Genomic DNA, 14564 nt, shown 5'->3' with positions numbered 1-14564 from the left:
GGATTTGCCTAATGCTCGGCAGTAGCGGCGCCGCAAACAAGGCGGTGCGCGCGGTCCCCGCTTCAAACCCCTTGTTTTCGGTCGTTTTTCCCCGCGCACACCTGGACAAAATATTGCATTGTGTCGGTCAGGATTGCGGAAGGCCCCCAATTGAGGGGCAAGGATTGACCCATGGCGATGCAGGACGACGACCTGGATGTTGCGCACGGCACGACCGAGGAGCAGGCGCGTGCCCATAAGGATGCCAAGAACCGGACCCAAGCCCGGCTTGCGCTCCGCAGCATGGGGGGACCGCAGAAGGCCGCCGTCATTTTGATGGCGATCGGCGAAGACCGCGCCGGCAAAATGTTTCAGAAAATGGACGACGAGGAAATTAAGGAAATTTCCTCGGCGATGGCCACATTGGGCAGCATCGGCGCGCCCATCGTGGAAGAGTTGTTCCGCGACTTCGTCAACGCGTTTTCTGGCGGCGGCTCGCTGGTCGGAAGTTTCGAGGGTACCGAACGGCTTTTGTCGAAGTTCCTCGATGGCGACCGCCTGGGCGACATCATGGAAGACATCCGTGGGCCGGCGGGTCGGACGATGTGGGAGAAGTTGGCCAACGTCAACGAACAAACCCTGGCGACCTACCTGAAGAACGAGTACCCGCAGACGATCGCGGTGGTCATGAGCAAGATCAAACCGGACCATGCGGCGCGGGTATTGAGTGAGTTGCCCGAGGAACTCTCGACCGAAGTAGTGATGCGGATCCTCACCGCCGAGCCGGTCAAGAAAGAAGTCCTCGCCCAAATCGAAGACACACTCCGGACGGAGTTCATGGCAAACCTCGCGCGCACATCCAAGCGCGACAGTCACGAAATGATGGCGGAGATCTTCAACAATTTCGACCGGTCGACCGAAGGACGCTTCATGTCGGCCCTCGAGGAGCGTAACCGGGACAGTGCGGAAAAGATCAAGTCGCTGATGTTCACGTTCGAGGATCTAGTGCGCCTCGACCCGAACGGCGTGCAGGTTCTGTTGCGCACCGTCGATAAGGGCGATCTCGCGACGGCACTCAAGGGCGCCTCGGATTCGCTCAAGGATCTGTTTTTGAGCAACATGTCCGAACGCGCGGGAAAGATCCTGCGCGAGGACATGGAAGCGATGGGTCCGGTCCGTCTGCGCGATGTCGACGAATCGCAGGGCAAGATCGTGACCTTGACCAAGGAGCTTGCCGACAAGGGCGAAGTCATCATCGCCGACGAGGGCGGCAGCGACGAGCTCGTTTACTAGGCCGCCCTTCTCGGTTCTCCGATTTGGGCCGTGCTAGGTCGCCATATCGGCAACCGCCGTCGCGCCGGGCATGATCGCCGCCGACTCCTTTTCGAGCGCTTTGTAGTCGCTGAACATCAAGCGCTCCATGTAGAGCGCATGCTCGCCGATCGAGATATCCTCGACCTCCTGCTCCAGCGCATCCAGCAAGGCCCCGGCAACAAAGGCCGGATCGAGCTTGTCGTCCATGTCGAGTGTCGCCACCATCTGGGTGTCGGTGGTCGCCGGAAATGCCGCCATTACTTGCGTGCCCTGGGCGGCCAGCTCGGCACGCACGCCCTGGGTCATGATCCAGGCGGCGGACTTGGACGCGCAGTACGAGCCGGCAAACGGTACGCAAACCCGCGCCGCCTCCGATAGAACATTGACGATCGCGCCGCCGCCGTTGGCACCAAGGACCGGCGCGAACGCGCGGCACAGGATGAGGCCGCCCCAATAGTTCACGTCCATCTCACGGCGCGCCGCCGCTAGATTCGGCGCAGCGATGAGACCAGACAGGCCGAAGACGCCGGCGGAGTTGATCAAAAGGTCGACGTCCGCAGCCTGCTTCGCGGCACGCGCGACGGCCGCTTCATCGGTCACATCCAGCGAGACATGTTCGACATTGGGGCCGAGGCTTTGAAGGTTCGCACCAGGGATATCCGCGCCATAGATCTTCTTGGCGCCGCGCGCCTCCAGGGCACGGCAGATTTGCTGCCCGATCCCGCCCGCGGCGCCCGTAACGAACGCCGTTGCATTCCTAACCTTCATATCGCTCACCGTCTTTCTACGATCGTTTATGGCCTCGACGGCATCGTAGAACGCAATCCCATCCAAAGAAATGCGGCACGGAACCGGCAAGCCGTTCCGCACCTGAACGATGCGGCGTCTGTCTTGGCGCGGTATTCTGGCACCGATGGCGCTGCGCGAAACAGACCTCTATCCGCCGATCAAGGCTTTCCTTGAGCGCCAAGGGTATCGCGTGAAGGGCGAAGTCGTGGACTGCGACGTCGTCGCGGTCCGCGGCGATGAAGATCCCGTTGTGGTCGAACTCAAAGCGACCTTCACCGTGCATCTCGTCTTCCAGGCCGTTCGGCGCCAAGCGCTCACCGACAGCGTGTACATCGCCTTCGGACACGGCGGGGAAAAGACTTCCGTGTGGAAGCGTCACCGGCGCGACGTTGTCGCATTGTGCCGCCGGCTCGGGCTTGGGTTGATCGTCGTCCCAACCGGCGGGCGCACCGGCGCGGTCGACGTCCTTCTCGACCCCGGCCCCTACACGCCGCGCCAGAACAAGCGAAAGCGCGGGCGACTCCTCGGTGAATTCGAACGGCGGGTCGGCGATCCCAATTGCGGCGGCTCCAGTGGACAGCCCGTGATGACGGCCTACCGGCAGGACGCACTCCGATGCGCGAGCTTCCTCCTAGAATACGGACCGATCAAAGCCAGCGCACTCAGGCAATCGACGGGCGTCGAGTCGGCGCCGCGGATACTCCAGCGCGACGTGTACGGGTGGTTCGAGCGAACCGAGCGCGGCATCTACGGCCTCTCGCCGCTCGGCGAACGTGCCTTGAAGACATTTGCCGCGACCGTGTCCGAACTGTACCGGGAACCTGCCGCCCACCGGGGTTGATTTCCGAAAGCGGCGGAAGGAGCGCCCGGTTGCTAATGGCTCTATCGGACAATTTTCTCGGCCGGTGGGATCGGGTCTACCGGGGGAGGACGTGACCCAATCCCACCATTGGCCGAGAATGGAGCCTACCGGGGCGAAGCAGGCTCCCTTCGAAGCGCCCTCCTGGCCACGAACGCTGGATCGTGCGCCGATCGACGGGCCCTTCGGCTGCGACGACGCGTCGCTGAGGCGCGCCCGTTTAGGCGCGAACCATCGACAGGAACTCTTGGCGCGTCGTCGGGTCGTCGCGAAAGCAACCCAGCAATGTACTGGTTACCATAGTGACTCCGGGTTTATTGACGCCGCGAGTCGTCATGCATTGGTGCGCGGCCTCGATGATGACGCCGACGCCACGGGGTTGGAGAACCTCGTTGATCGTGTTGGCGACCTGACTCGTCAACTTTTCTTGGATCTGCAAGCGATGGGCAAAGACATCCAGGACTCGCGCGAGCTTGCTGATCCCCACGACGCGCTTGTTGGGAAGATAGGCAATATGGGCCCGCCCCAGAATCGGGACCATATGATGTTCGCAGTGACTGGCGAGTTCGATATCCCGCAGAATGACCATTTCGTCATACCCGTCGGTTTCTTCGAATGTCCGCTCTAGGATCTGGACCGGATCGTCGAAGTAGCCGGCGAAAAACTCGTCATAGGAACGTACGACCCTGTCCGGGGTGCCTAACAGCCCCTCCCGGCTGGCATCGTCTCCTGCGTAACTAATAAGAGTGCGAACCGCGGCTTCCGCTTCTTCCCGCGTGGGCCTGCGCGCTTCTGCGGCGCGGCGCTCGCTTTGAAAGGTTTCGAGTAGAGCCAGATTTGCGGGGGCCATAGGTATCTCCGTGTTGCTTTCGAAGAGATACGCACGGCCGTCGCCTTTGGATCAGTCAAAAAATTTGTGCCCGGAATGATCCAATGCCGGTGGTCACCTGTATCCCTTTCGACGTTGCGCGAAATCGCCAACGCAGCAGAGTTTCAACCAAGGGAGATCGTTGTGAAGTTCACTAAATTCCTCGCCGCCGGAATTGTTGCAGCCGGTACGTTTGCCTCCACGTTCGCTGCAAATGCCGCGAACATCGTGGAAACCGCCATCGAAGCGGGCCAATTCAAGACCTTGGTTGCCGCGGTTCAGGCAGCCGATCTCGGTGGCGCGCTTTCGGGCCCCGGTCCGTTCACGGTCTTCGCGCCGAGCGATGCTGCCTTCGCCAAACTTCCGGAGGGAACCGTCGAAACCTTACTTAAACCCGAGAACCGGGATCGACTCATCGCCGTGCTCACCTATCATGTTCTGTCGGGCAAGGTGATGTCGGGCGACATCGCCGGCAAGAAGCTCAGCGTTGCGACGCTCCAGGGCAGCGACATCAATGTCGATGCGATGTCCGGTGGCGTGATGATCAACGACGCAACGGTGACCGCCGCCGACATCCAAGCGTCAAACGGCGTCATTCACGTGATCGACAAAGTCATTCTCCCACCGCAATAGGCACGGTCGATGGGGCCCGGTGGGATATTCCGGGCCCTTACCTTTTTTTTGGTACGCGCCAGCAATCGGTCTTTGTGAATGTCACTTGAACCCATGCCCGTCGAGCCCTCGCGACTTCAACCAATGCCGTTGATTTTGGAGGAGTATTTCGCCGACGAAACTAGAGCTTGGGGTGTGTTCGAGGATCGCTTCGGGACGCCGCGCGCCCAATTCGAAGTGGACACTGAAGGCGTTTGGGATGGCGAGACGCTCACCTTGAAAGAGCATTTTGTTTACTCAACCGGTCGGACCGACAATCGAACTTGGACGATCAGACGCCTCGGCGGCGGTTGCTACAGAGGCGAGGCGGATGACGTCATCGGAGCGGCGATGGGAGAATCCGATGGGAACGCGTTCGTGTGGCGCTACGTCATGGACCTTCCCCTCGCCCGTCGATCGGTCCGGGTTCGTTTGAGCGACCGCCTCCTCCTCCAAGGTAGCGGCGTCTTGATCTATCGGGCTCGTGTATCAAAATTCGGTGTGGAACTGGGTCGACTCTCGATGTTCTTTGTGAAAAAGAGAGCGTTCCAGTACGACCCGATAAACCCTGCAGGCCGATAAACGATGTTCGCTGCACGACTCGAGGTCGAACGGGCGGGGCCTATCGCGCCGCCCCTCCATAATCCCGGCAAGGGCCCTAACATGGTGGATGACAGCACGGATCCTTGGTCCAATCTGATCCTACGAATTGGCCGAGAGCGCGACCGTAACGCCTTTGCCGAGCTCTTCCGACATTTCGCACCCCGGATCAAAGGGTTCGCCCTAAGGCAGTCTAGGGACCCGGCTCTCGCCGACGAACTCGTTCAAGAAACCATGCTCGCTGTCTGGCGATCCGCAAGAACGTATGACCCGGCAAGGGCGTCCGCAGCAACCTGGATCTTCACTATTTGTCGAAACAAACGCATCGATCTATTTCGCCGCAGAAACAGACCGGAACCGGATTTGCCTCCCGAAGAATGGGTTGTCGAGCCCACCCAATATTTGCACACCGAGGCAGGTGCAGATTTCCGGAGAACCCGACGACTGATTAAGGAACTTCCGGAGGAACAGGCGCGGGTGCTGGCCATGTCCTTTCTTGAAGAGAAGTCCCACGGCGAGATCGCGACAGAGACCGGGCTTCCACTGGGCACCGTCAAGTCGCGAATCCGCTTGGCGCTCACATCGCTAAGACAGAGTATGGAGCAATAGGATATGTCAGCTCATCACCATCCCGATATCGATGCCCTCTCGGCCTATGCGTCGGGCAGCGCAGCCGAACCCGTCGCCCTCGCCTTGGCGGTGCATCTGTCGCATTGCCCATCGTGTCTCGCCGCGGTCAGACGTTACGAAGATGTCGGCGGCGCGCTGTTGGCAGAATCCGACGGAGCGCCAATCGATACCGAAGCGGCACTTGTCGGTGTATTGGCGATCGTGGAGAACGAGCTTGAGCGCGACACGGAGGTGCCGCCCCCCCTGAAAGGCGATGTCCCGTGCGCCTTGGCCGAACGCCTACCGAGCGTCCTCGACGATCTGCCCTGGAAACGCGTTGCGCGCGGTGTATCGGAATTCCAACTCACGACCAGCGAAGCCGGGTACACGGCAAAACTCTTGAAGATAAATCCAGGCGCCGCAGTTCCCCGTCACACCCATCGCGGCGACGAATTCACCGTCGTCCTGAAGGGGGGTTTTGACGACGGCGATCAAGGCTACCGCATGGGCGATTTTGCTACCGCGGACCCGAGTGTGCGCCACAGCCCGGTGGCGACGGCAAGCGAGGCCTGTATTTGCTTGGCTGTCACGAACGCCCCGCTCCGCCTCTTGACGCCGTTCGGTCGCCTACTCGGTCCATTTTTGCAGTTACGGGATCGAATTTAACCCTGGGAATCTGGTTCACCCGCGGCTTGGGAGGGGTGCGGAAATGTCATCGCCTCATCCACGGTCTTGTCCTCCGCGCGTGGAAAATAGCTTCTAGTTCGGTTTGCAAAGGCGACGAGCGAGAGCATCACCGGTACTTCGACTAGAACGCCTACAACGGTCACCAAAGCTGCCCCGGAGTTCAGCCCGAACAGGCCGATCGCGACGGCGACGGCGAGTTCGAAGAAGTTCGACGTGCCGATCAATGCGCAGGGCGCCGCCACATTGTGCGGCACACGCCATGCCCAAGCGGCGACGTAGGCGATGACGAAGATTCCGTAGGATTGGATCAGCAGCGGGACGGCAATCAAGCCGATCAGCAGCGGGTCGTCGACGATGACGTGTCCCTGGAAACCGAACAGCAGCACCACGGTTGCGAGCAGGCCAAGGATAGAGAACGGTTTGATCCGGGCGACGAACCGCTCGACTTGGCCGTTGCTTGACGCGTTGCTGTGGGCGTTGCTTTGGATGCCGTTACCAGACCTCCTGACAAGCGCTGCCCGCGTCGCGGCGCCGGCGCCGAGCGGAATGACCACATAGAGGGCGACCGATAGGAGCAAGGTTTGCCATGGCACGTCGATGTCGGTCACGCCGAGAAGCAGCGCGACGATCGGCGCAAATGCGAAGATCATGATGACGTCGTTGAGGGAAACCTGGACAAGGGTGTAGTTCGGGTCGCCCCGGGTGAGCTGCGACCATACAAACACCATGGCGGTGCACGGTGCGGCGCCAAGCAAGATGAGCCCGGCAATGTACTGACTCGCATCGGCCGGATCGATCAGATCGGCAAAAAGGAACTCGAAGAACAGCACGCCGAGCGCGGCCATGGTGAAGGGCTTGATCAACCAGTTCACCACCACCGTGATGACCAAGCCTTTTGGGCGCTTGTGAATGTGCCGCAGACTGGCGAAATCCACCGCGACCATCATGGGGTAGACCATTGCCCAAATCAGAACGGCGACAACCAAATTGACCGAGGCGTATTCCCAACCCGCGACGGTTTCAAAAAAGCCGGGCAGGAGATTGCCGAGGACCACCCCGGCAACGATGCACAGGGCGACCCACAGCGAGAGATAGCGATCAAATACCGACACGTTGACGTCCTTTGGTTTCTGAGAGCATGGGCCCGGGCACAGATGCGATCAGGCGAGCGCCGCTTTCGGGCGTCTGGACACGGTGGAACCGCCAATCTTGGCGTGGCCGCTTTCCTCGAACACCGCGTTCAAAAGCTCGAGCAGCGGAATCAGACTGTCCGGATTGAGTGAATAGCAAACCCGCGGGCGTTCGATTTCGCCGGTGATGATGTTAGCCGCCTTGAGGATACGCAGATGCTCCGAGACCGTGGACTGGGCCAGCCCCACCTCGTCTACGATGTCGCATCCGATACAGGATTGCTTTGCCAGTAAGAGGCGCACGATGTGGATCCGCGCCGGATGCCCGAGCGCCTTGGCAAGCGCCGCGATGTCGTCGCCAGGCGTTGGCTCACCGTTGGGCGAGCCGATGGATGTAGGGCGTGTTCTTGCGATCACTGGCATGATATTGCCCCTATATCGATAATCGTCGATGGACGATATATAGGCGGCTTATAGGCACCACTTAGGGGAAATACAACCGGATCGTCGGGGGAACGGCGGCGGCGTCCAGAGGTGAGGCAGCGTTGTTCACCTTGAAGGGCGAGGCGAGATCATGACTGTTCGTGGCGGAGCGGGTTCGGATGCGAGCCCAACCTCGCTCGTTGCGCTTCGTGCCACAACCCCGAGGCGTTACCCGGCTTGGCGTCCCCAAGGGGAATCGAACCCCTGTTTCCGGCGTGAGAGGCCAGCGTCCTGACCGCTAGACGATGGGGACAAAGCCAGCAGTTCGGGGCCAAATTGCGACGGGCGACCGGCCCTGTCAAGACCGGCCCCGCGCCCCTTACCCGAGCTGGCGCAGAATCTCAGCCGCCGACTTCTCCACTTGTTCGGTCGGCGCCGTGGACGGACCCACGCAGAAATCGCCGCGCACGGTGGCGCTGGGCAAGTACTTTTGAAACCACTCCGGGCCGATGACCGGGACCGTCACTTTGGCCAGCCGCTCGCCGCTCTTGTGGCGCAGCGCGGCGTTCAGCGGGACATGATACGTGCCGCACGCCTTGAGCAATTCCACCGTCTTCTCGTGGAGCTGTTTTGCGGTGGGCAGACCATTGTTGCGCGCGTGGGCGGCGTCGCGCGTGAACCACGGGAAGAACAGGTGCTGGTCGCGGGCCAAGTGCCAGAGCAGATTGAGTTGGCTACCGATCTGGTCGACCGCGATTTTCGGTGCGTGGCCCTGTTGCAGCGCCTTTTCGGTTGCCTCGTCGTAGTCGAGCAGCATTTCGACGTAGAGGCGCCGGACCCGCTTCGGTTGCATGATCGCGACCTCGATGGCGCAATGCGCCCCGGTCATCGACCCCCACAGATCGAACGACTGAACACCCATCGAATCGAGCGTGCGCAGCGCGGCATCGGCGAAATAGGCCATGTCGGTTTCGTCGTGCGCCGGCGCGGCCGAATCGCCCATGCCGAGAAGATCGGGCGCGATGACCTGGCGTTTCTCGCCGACGCGCTCGATCAGGGGAACGATCGCATGGGCCGATGTTGGGCCGGGATGCAGCATGACGAGCGGCACGTCCTCCGCCGCGCCCTTGTAGCGGTAGTGAACCTGCCCTTCGTCGATATCCACAAAACCCCGTTTGACGGTCATCGCGGTGCCTCCTCGTTCAATTGGCTGAAATGGTGCTTAGTCGGGAAAAGAAATGGCGCCGGCCGTGTTGTCGACGACGCACGGCACGTCAAGATAGGTCACCTGCGGAAGGGCCCCGTAGGACGCTTCCATTCGTGCCGACCACGCCTCGTCGAGGTAGCGTTCCGCGGAGGCGCGATCATCCCACACGTAGACGCCGCCGCTGTGGTCGCCGCGGACGAAATACTTACGCTGAAGTCCAGGGATATCCCGGAACCGCGGCGCAACCCGTTCGAACAGCGCCTTGCCCTCCGCAGCCTCGCCGTAGGCAGCGGCAGGCAACGCAACGACGGTAATGATCATGCGCTTACGCCCCCCTGGGTATCTTCAGCCGAGTATGCGTCTTCTGTGCGTTCGGTCTAGCCGCACAACGCCTGTGCGCGCCTGACGAACCGGTCGACGTCCGCCGTCGTCGTCGAGAACCCGGTCACGAGACGCACGGCATGGGTAGCGGGATCGCCCCACGGGTGGAAGCGAAAGCCGTCCGCGGCTAGTCCCTCGATGGCCTTGGCCGGCAATCGGATAAAGATCTCATTGGCATGCAGCGGGTGGACCAATTCTACCCCCGGCAGCGACCTAACCCCCTCGACCAAGCGGGCGGCGGCGGCATTGGCATGGACGGCATTGCGGCGCCACACATCGTCGCGCGCGTAGGCTTCGAGTTGGGCCGAAACAAAGCGCATTTTCGACAAGAGGTGCCCCGCGCGCTTGCGCAGGAACGGCATCCGCTCGGCGCGCGCAAGGTCGAAGAAGACCACGGCCTCGGCGGCCATCGCGCCGTTCTTGGTCGCCCCAAAGGACAGCACATCGACCCCCGCCCGCCACGTCAGGTCGGCAAACGAACATCCCAGATGGACGACAGCATTCGCGATCCGCGCACCATCCATATGCAAGGCAACGCCGTGGTCGCGGCACACCCCGGCGATGGCGGCGACCTCGTCCACGCCATAGACCGTGCCGACTTCGCTGGCCTGGCTCAGGGACACCGCCGCGGGCTGGGCATTGTGATGGCCGTGGGGCGCGGCGCCGGCGAGAACCCGTGCGAGGTGCGCGGCGGCGATCTTGCCGTGGTCACCGGGCAACGGCACGATTTTCGCCCCACCAGTATAGAACTCCGGGGCATTGCATTCGTCGACCGTAATGTGGGCGGCTTCGTGGGCGTACACGGCGCCGTAGACGGGTGTCAGTGCGGCAAGGGACAGCGCATTGGCCGCGGTGCCGGTGGCAACCGGAAAGACCGCCACCGGCGTTTCGAACAAGTCCGCCAGCGCCCGCTCGGCCCGCTCGGTCCATGCATCCTCGCCGTAGGCCGCCGCCGAGCCGTCGTTTGCCGCGACGATGGCGGCGAGAACTTCGGGGCAGACGCCGGTGACGTTGTCGCTGCGGAAATCCACTAGACGCCCGCCAACGCGATTTCGCGAAAGGTGTGGCCGCGGTCCTTCACATCCACCGCGAACGCGCGGGTTTCGCCGAGCGCACCGCCGTCAACCGCCGTTATTATCCAGATCAAATCGGGTTCCCAAATCGACTCGCGGTCTGTCGCCGACGGGGTCGCGTCGCCCGATGGATGGGAGTGAAACACGCCGACAATGGCCGCGCCCTCAGCCCGTACGTCGCGCTGGAGCCGAAGGCGAAAGCCTGGATCCACCTCGAAACCGGTACGCCGGTCAGGCGCCACGTTTTCGCTTTCGTGCGCCGCCGTGACGACGGTCCGATCGGCCTCGAAGCGGCCGACAAGGAGCCCGCAGGCTTCTTCGGGATAGCGGTCCCGGGCATGGGCCTCGATCTTTTGGAGCACCACCGGCCCAATCGCCACCGTCATGGCCGGGTAAGATCGAGGGTGCCGCGCAGACGGCCCCGATTGGTATCGATCACGAACAGGCGCTCGCGGCCATCGGATAACCGGTAGCGCAGGGTCACTTCGCCCGGCGCCACTGCCATATCGAGAATTTCGCCCTCCGGCAGCGCGATTTCCTTGCCGTACGGCGTCGATCGCTGCGCGGCATCCTGGGACCGGTTTATGATAGTGACGATGATGACCATCACCGCGGCAACGATCATTACCCCCATGACGATGACGAGAACCTTTAGTGCTTGCACGGTTGGGCGGGGCTCCCTGGCTCTATGACATACGGCGAGATGTCTGAGACCATTTCCGAATCGGCCAAGCAACGCAAGCACGTTGTCGCGCCCGCCGATGCCGGCGCTAGGCTGGACCGGTATCTTGCCCAGACCTGTCCCGACGTGTCGCGCTCGCGCTTGAAGGTCTTGATCCAGGACGGCAACGCGACAGTCGACGGCACGCCCGTTCGTGACCCGGCAACCAAGGTCAGAGCCGGCCAAGAGATCGGTCTGACGATTCCCGAGGCACGCGATCCGGTGCCGGTTGGACAGGAAATGGACCTTACGGTCGTCTACGAAGACGCCGATGTCATTGTTATCGACAAGCCCGCCGGACTGGTCGTCCACCCCGCCGCGGGTAACGCCGACCGCACGTTAGTCAACGCTTTGATCGCCCATTGCGGATCCAGTCTCTCCGGTATCGGCGGCGTCCGCCGGCCGGGGATCGTCCACCGGTTGGACAAGGACACCAGCGGCCTGTTGATCGCCGCGAAGAACGATGCGGCCCACACCGGCTTGGCCGCGCAGTTCGCCGATCATTCGATCATGCGGGTGTACCGCGCCGCCGTTTGGGGTATGCCGGCCCCGGCCGAAGGGGAAATATCGGGCTCCATCGGACGGAGTACACACAACCGCAAAAAAATGGCCGTGGTCGCAGAGGGGCGCGGCAAATCGGCGCTGACCCGGTATCGCACGCTGCACCGGTTCGGTCGGACCGCCGCGCTCATTGAATGCCGTCTTGAAACCGGGCGGACCCATCAGATTCGCGTCCACCTCAGCCACAAGGGGCATCCGGTAATCGGCGACAGCGTGTACGGCCGGGCGCGAAGCCCGAAACCGCCAATCGGGCGGCAAGCGCTGCATGCCGGCGTTCTTGGGTTCCACCATCCGATTACCGCTGCCTGGCTCGCCTTTGAAAGCGAACCTCCCAACGATTTCAAAGACTTAGTTTCTTGGCTGGGGACTCTCTGAATCTAATAACCGACTATTGAACTCGGATATAGGGACACTTATCTATTGTAAAAGCGCCGCCCGCCACCGCGCGGGGCGGCAAGTAGCATGAGAGGCAGACCATGACGGCTAGAACAACGACGATCCCAAGCGTCTCGGCGGAAGGCAGCCTGTCTTCCTACCTGCAAGCGATCCGCAAGTTTCCGATGTTGACGCCCGACGAGGAATTCATGCTCGCCAAACGGTGGCGCGAACATGAGGATTCCGAAGCGGCCCACAAACTCGTCACCAGTCATCTTCGCCTGGTTGCCAAGATCGCAATGGGCTATCGCGGATACGGCCTCCCGGTCAGCGAGCTGATTTCGGAAGGCAACGTCGGCATGATGCAGGCGGTCAAGCGCTTCGATCCCGACCGTGGATTCCGCCTCGCGACCTACGCCATGTGGTGGATTCGCGCCTCCATCCAGGAATACATCCTGCATTCGTGGTCGCTCGTAAAGATGGGGACGACCGCGGCGCAAAAGAAACTGTTCTTCAATCTGCGCAAGGTCAAAGGCCAGATCAACGCGCTGGAAGAAGGCGACCTCCACCCCGACAACGTCAAAGAGATTGCCGAACGGTTGAGCGTATCGGAAACCGAGGTTGTGAACATGAACCGCCGCCTTTCGGCGAGCGACCACTCCTTGAACGCACCGATGCGCATCGACGGCGACGGCGAGTGGATGGATTGGCTCGAGGACGAGGCACCTAGCCAAGAAACGGTGCTTGCGGATTCCGAAGAATTGGAAAGCCGGCGCGGACTGCTCAACGATGCGCTGAAGACGCTCAACGAACGCGAGCAGCACATCCTGACCGAGCGGCGATTGAAGGAAGAACCCTCGACCCTGGAAGAACTGTCGCAAACCTACGACATCAGTCGCGAACGGGTGCGCCAAATCGAAGTCCGGGCGTTCGAGAAACTGCAAAAAGCGATGCGCAATGCCTCGCTCGAGCAGCGGCTTTCCGGGCCCGCCGCGCTGACCTAACCCCGCGGCGCAGACCCCGCGTTAGTCGCGGAACGGGTCGTTGACCAGGATCGTGTCTTCGCGCTCGGGGCTGGTCGACAAAAGCGCGACCGGCGCCTCGATCAGTTCTTCAACGCGCCGGATATATTTGATCGCCGTCGCGGGCAGTTCGCCCCAACTTCGGGCGCCCTGAGTCGATTGCTCCCAGCCTTCGAGGGTTTCGTATATCGGTTCGACGCCGGCCTGGGCGCCCATCCCTGCCGGCAAATAATCGAGTTCCTTGCCGTTTAGCCGGTATCCAACGCAGATATTGATTTCGGGAAAGCCGTCCAAGACGTCGAGTTTGGTGAGCGCGATCCCGTCGATCCCGCCAACCTTCACCGACTGTCGAACCAATACTGCATCGAACCACCCGCACCGGCGAGCCCGACCGGTCACCGTACCGAATTCGTGGCCGCGCTCCCCCAGCAGTTGACCGACGTTGTCTTTTAGTTCGGAAGGAAACGGCCCCTCGCCGACACGGGTCGTATAAGCCTTGGTGATGCCCAGCACATACCCCACCGCACTCGGGCCGACCCCTGCGCCGACGGCGACCTGCCCGGCCAACGTGTTCGACGAGGTGACGAAGGGGTACGTCCCATGGTCGTTATCCAACAACGCGCCTTGGGCACCCTCAAACAGAATCCGCCGATTGGCTGCGCGGAACTCTTCCAATTGGAGCCAAACCGGCTTGGCAAAGGGAAGTATCTTTGGAGCGACCTCTTCCAAAGCGGTCCGGATCTCCGCTTCGTCGATCGACGGCTTGCCGAACCCGGCCCGCAGGGCATTGTGGTGGGCAAGAAGCGCGCGGATCTTTTCGCCCAGAACGACGGGGTCGGCAAGATCGCAAACCCGGATGGCACGCCGCCCAACTTTGTCCTCGTAGGCCGGGCCGATGCCGCGCCGGGTCGTGCCGATATTCATTCCAGAGTTGGAGTCCTCGCGCGACGCATCAAGCTCCCGGTGCACGGAAAGGATCAATGTCGCGTTCTCAGCAACGGCAAGGTTCTCAGGCGATATCTCGACACCCTGGGCGCGTAGCTTGTCGATCTCGGCCAGCAACGCCCACGGATCCACGACAACGCCGTTGCCGATGATCGAATACTTGCCGCCGCGCACGACACCCGACGGGAGGAGGCTCAACTTGTAGACGACGCCGTCGACGACGAGCGTATGGCCGGCGTTGTGACCGCCCTGAAACCGCACGACGACATCGGCGCGCTGGGACAACCAATCGACGATCTTGCCTTTTCCTTCGTCCCCCCATTGGGAGCCGACTACGGCGACATTAGCCATCAGTGCCTTCCGTTCGCTT

18 protein-coding genes and 1 tRNA gene are annotated in these 14564 nt (G+C 61.8%); 8 read left to right on the top strand and 11 right to left on the bottom strand.

Annotated features, from left to right (window positions below):
- Positions 1-282 precede the first annotated feature (282 nt).
- Positions 283-1272 (top strand): flagellar motor switch protein FliG, encoded by a 990-nt coding sequence (fliG, locus tag RID42_06310; GenBank protein MEQ8247277.1) that lies wholly within the window; start codon positions 283-285, stop codon positions 1270-1272.
- Positions 1273-1305: 33 nt separating this feature from the next.
- Here fliG and RID42_06305 read toward each other — a convergent pair whose 3' ends face one another.
- A complete protein-coding gene (locus tag RID42_06305; GenBank protein ID MEQ8247276.1) occupies positions 1306-2061 on the bottom strand; it encodes an SDR family NAD(P)-dependent oxidoreductase in 756 nt (251 codons plus the stop codon).
- A gap of 109 nt (positions 2062-2170) precedes the next feature.
- On the opposite strand from RID42_06305, the gene RID42_06300 reads away from it, so the two are divergent.
- Positions 2171-2923: a DUF2161 family putative PD-(D/E)XK-type phosphodiesterase gene (locus tag RID42_06300; GenBank protein ID MEQ8247275.1), complete on the top strand. Its 753-nt coding sequence runs from the start codon at positions 2171-2173 to the stop codon at positions 2921-2923.
- A 238-nt stretch (positions 2924-3161) separates the two neighbouring features.
- Here the strand turns inward: RID42_06300 and folE are convergent, their stop codons facing one another.
- Positions 3162-3791 (bottom strand): GTP cyclohydrolase I FolE, encoded by a 630-nt coding sequence (folE, locus tag RID42_06295; GenBank protein MEQ8247274.1) that lies wholly within the window; start codon positions 3789-3791, stop codon positions 3162-3164.
- A 192-nt stretch (positions 3792-3983) separates the two neighbouring features.
- On the opposite strand from folE, the gene RID42_06290 reads away from it, so the two are divergent.
- The 4 genes from RID42_06290 to RID42_06275 all read left to right on the top strand — a co-directional run bounded on the left by RID42_06290 (position 3984) and on the right by RID42_06275 (position 6335).
- Complete coding sequence (locus tag RID42_06290) at positions 3984-4442, top strand: fasciclin domain-containing protein (GenBank protein ID MEQ8247273.1); 459 nt, start codon at positions 3984-3986, stop codon at positions 4440-4442.
- 123 nt (positions 4443-4565) lie between these two features.
- Positions 4566-5042 carry a DUF3833 family protein gene (locus tag RID42_06285; GenBank protein MEQ8247272.1) on the top strand — a complete coding sequence of 159 codons (477 nt, stop codon included), beginning with the start codon at positions 4566-4568 and terminating at the stop codon, positions 5040-5042.
- A gap of 81 nt (positions 5043-5123) precedes the next feature.
- A complete protein-coding gene (locus RID42_06280; protein MEQ8247271.1) occupies positions 5124-5669 on the top strand; it encodes a sigma-70 family RNA polymerase sigma factor in 546 nt (181 codons plus the stop codon).
- Between the two features lie 3 nt (positions 5670-5672).
- Positions 5673-6335, top strand: coding sequence for a ChrR family anti-sigma-E factor (locus tag RID42_06275; protein ID MEQ8247270.1), 663 nt, complete (start codon positions 5673-5675; stop codon positions 6333-6335).
- Here RID42_06275 and arsB read toward each other — a convergent pair.
- The 8 genes from arsB to RID42_06235 all read right to left on the bottom strand — a co-directional run bounded on the left by arsB (position 6332) and on the right by RID42_06235 (position 11234).
- The gene (gene arsB / locus RID42_06270; GenBank protein ID MEQ8247269.1) at positions 6332-7468 is read right to left on the bottom strand and encodes an ACR3 family arsenite efflux transporter; all 1137 of its coding nucleotides are present in this window, start codon (positions 7466-7468) and stop codon (positions 6332-6334) included. The genes RID42_06275 and arsB overlap by 4 nt on opposite strands.
- Before the next feature lie 48 nt (positions 7469-7516).
- Positions 7517-7909 carry a metalloregulator ArsR/SmtB family transcription factor gene (locus tag RID42_06265; GenBank protein ID MEQ8247268.1) on the bottom strand — a complete coding sequence of 131 codons (393 nt, stop codon included), beginning with the start codon at positions 7907-7909 and terminating at the stop codon, positions 7517-7519.
- A 238-nt stretch (positions 7910-8147) separates the two neighbouring features.
- Positions 8148-8222: transfer RNA gene (locus tag RID42_06260), tRNA-Glu, on the bottom strand.
- 66 nt (positions 8223-8288) lie between these two features.
- Positions 8289-9095, bottom strand: coding sequence for an alpha/beta fold hydrolase (locus RID42_06255; protein ID MEQ8247267.1), 807 nt, complete (start codon positions 9093-9095; stop codon positions 8289-8291).
- A gap of 36 nt (positions 9096-9131) precedes the next feature.
- A complete protein-coding gene (locus tag RID42_06250) occupies positions 9132-9437 on the bottom strand; it encodes a monooxygenase (GenBank protein ID MEQ8247266.1) in 306 nt (101 codons plus the stop codon).
- A gap of 56 nt (positions 9438-9493) precedes the next feature.
- Positions 9494-10528 (bottom strand): low specificity L-threonine aldolase, encoded by a 1035-nt coding sequence (locus RID42_06245; GenBank protein ID MEQ8247265.1) that lies wholly within the window; start codon positions 10526-10528, stop codon positions 9494-9496.
- The gene (locus RID42_06240; protein MEQ8247264.1) at positions 10528-10956 is read right to left on the bottom strand and encodes a M67 family metallopeptidase; all 429 of its coding nucleotides are present in this window, start codon (positions 10954-10956) and stop codon (positions 10528-10530) included. The genes RID42_06245 and RID42_06240 overlap by 1 nt, the downstream gene beginning before the upstream one ends.
- A complete protein-coding gene (locus RID42_06235) occupies positions 10953-11234 on the bottom strand; it encodes a DUF6476 family protein (protein MEQ8247263.1) in 282 nt (93 codons plus the stop codon). Before RID42_06235 ends, RID42_06240 begins: the two co-directional genes overlap by 4 nt.
- A gap of 39 nt (positions 11235-11273) precedes the next feature.
- Here RID42_06235 and RID42_06230 point away from each other — a divergent pair, with 39 nt between their 5' ends.
- Together RID42_06230 and rpoH are read left to right on the top strand one after the other, a co-directional pair.
- The gene (locus tag RID42_06230) at positions 11274-12227 is read left to right on the top strand and encodes an RluA family pseudouridine synthase (GenBank protein MEQ8247262.1); all 954 of its coding nucleotides are present in this window, start codon (positions 11274-11276) and stop codon (positions 12225-12227) included.
- A 101-nt stretch (positions 12228-12328) separates the two neighbouring features.
- Positions 12329-13231, top strand: a complete 903-nt coding sequence (gene rpoH / locus RID42_06225) for an RNA polymerase sigma factor RpoH (protein MEQ8247261.1) — start codon at positions 12329-12331, stop codon at positions 13229-13231.
- A gap of 21 nt (positions 13232-13252) precedes the next feature.
- Here rpoH and RID42_06220 read toward each other — a convergent pair whose 3' ends face one another.
- The gene (locus RID42_06220; protein MEQ8247260.1) at positions 13253-14545 is read right to left on the bottom strand and encodes an adenylosuccinate synthase; all 1293 of its coding nucleotides are present in this window, start codon (positions 14543-14545) and stop codon (positions 13253-13255) included.
- Positions 14546-14564 lie beyond the last annotated feature (19 nt).

The sequence above is a fragment of the Alphaproteobacteria bacterium genome (assembly GCA_040216735.1).
Lineage (GTDB): Bacteria > Pseudomonadota > Alphaproteobacteria > SHVP01 > SHVP01 > CALJDF01.
This window is presented reverse-complemented; position numbering and strand designations above follow the sequence as displayed.

Excerpts from the sequence above, each read along its gene's own strand:
- fliG (MEQ8247277.1), top strand. The coding sequence starts at position 283 with ATGGGGGGACCGCAGAAGGCCGCCGTCATTTTGATGGCGATCGGCGAA.
- RID42_06305 (MEQ8247276.1), bottom strand. The coding sequence starts at position 2,061 with ATGAAGGTTAGGAATGCAACGGCGTTCGTTACGGGCGCCGCGGGCGGG.
- RID42_06300 (MEQ8247275.1), top strand. The coding sequence starts at position 2,171 with ATGCGGCGTCTGTCTTGGCGCGGTATTCTGGCACCGATGGCGCTGCGC.
- folE (MEQ8247274.1), bottom strand. The coding sequence starts at position 3,791 with ATGGCCCCCGCAAATCTGGCTCTACTCGAAACCTTTCAAAGCGAGCGC.
- RID42_06285 (MEQ8247272.1), top strand. The coding sequence starts at position 4,566 with ATGCCGTTGATTTTGGAGGAGTATTTCGCCGACGAAACTAGAGCTTGG.
- RID42_06280 (MEQ8247271.1), top strand. The coding sequence starts at position 5,124 with ATGGTGGATGACAGCACGGATCCTTGGTCCAATCTGATCCTACGAATT.
- RID42_06275 (MEQ8247270.1), top strand. The coding sequence starts at position 5,673 with ATGTCAGCTCATCACCATCCCGATATCGATGCCCTCTCGGCCTATGCG.
- RID42_06265 (MEQ8247268.1), bottom strand. The coding sequence starts at position 7,909 with ATGCCAGTGATCGCAAGAACACGCCCTACATCCATCGGCTCGCCCAAC.
- RID42_06255 (MEQ8247267.1), bottom strand. The coding sequence starts at position 9,095 with ATGACCGTCAAACGGGGTTTTGTGGATATCGACGAAGGGCAGGTTCAC.
- RID42_06250 (MEQ8247266.1), bottom strand. The coding sequence starts at position 9,437 with ATGATCATTACCGTCGTTGCGTTGCCTGCCGCTGCCTACGGCGAGGCT.
- RID42_06240 (MEQ8247264.1), bottom strand. The coding sequence starts at position 10,956 with ATGACGGTGGCGATTGGGCCGGTGGTGCTCCAAAAGATCGAGGCCCAT.
- RID42_06230 (MEQ8247262.1), top strand. The coding sequence starts at position 11,274 with ATGTCTGAGACCATTTCCGAATCGGCCAAGCAACGCAAGCACGTTGTC.
- rpoH (MEQ8247261.1), top strand. The coding sequence starts at position 12,329 with ATGACGGCTAGAACAACGACGATCCCAAGCGTCTCGGCGGAAGGCAGC.
- RID42_06220 (MEQ8247260.1), bottom strand. The coding sequence starts at position 14,545 with ATGGCTAATGTCGCCGTAGTCGGCTCCCAATGGGGGGACGAAGGAAAA.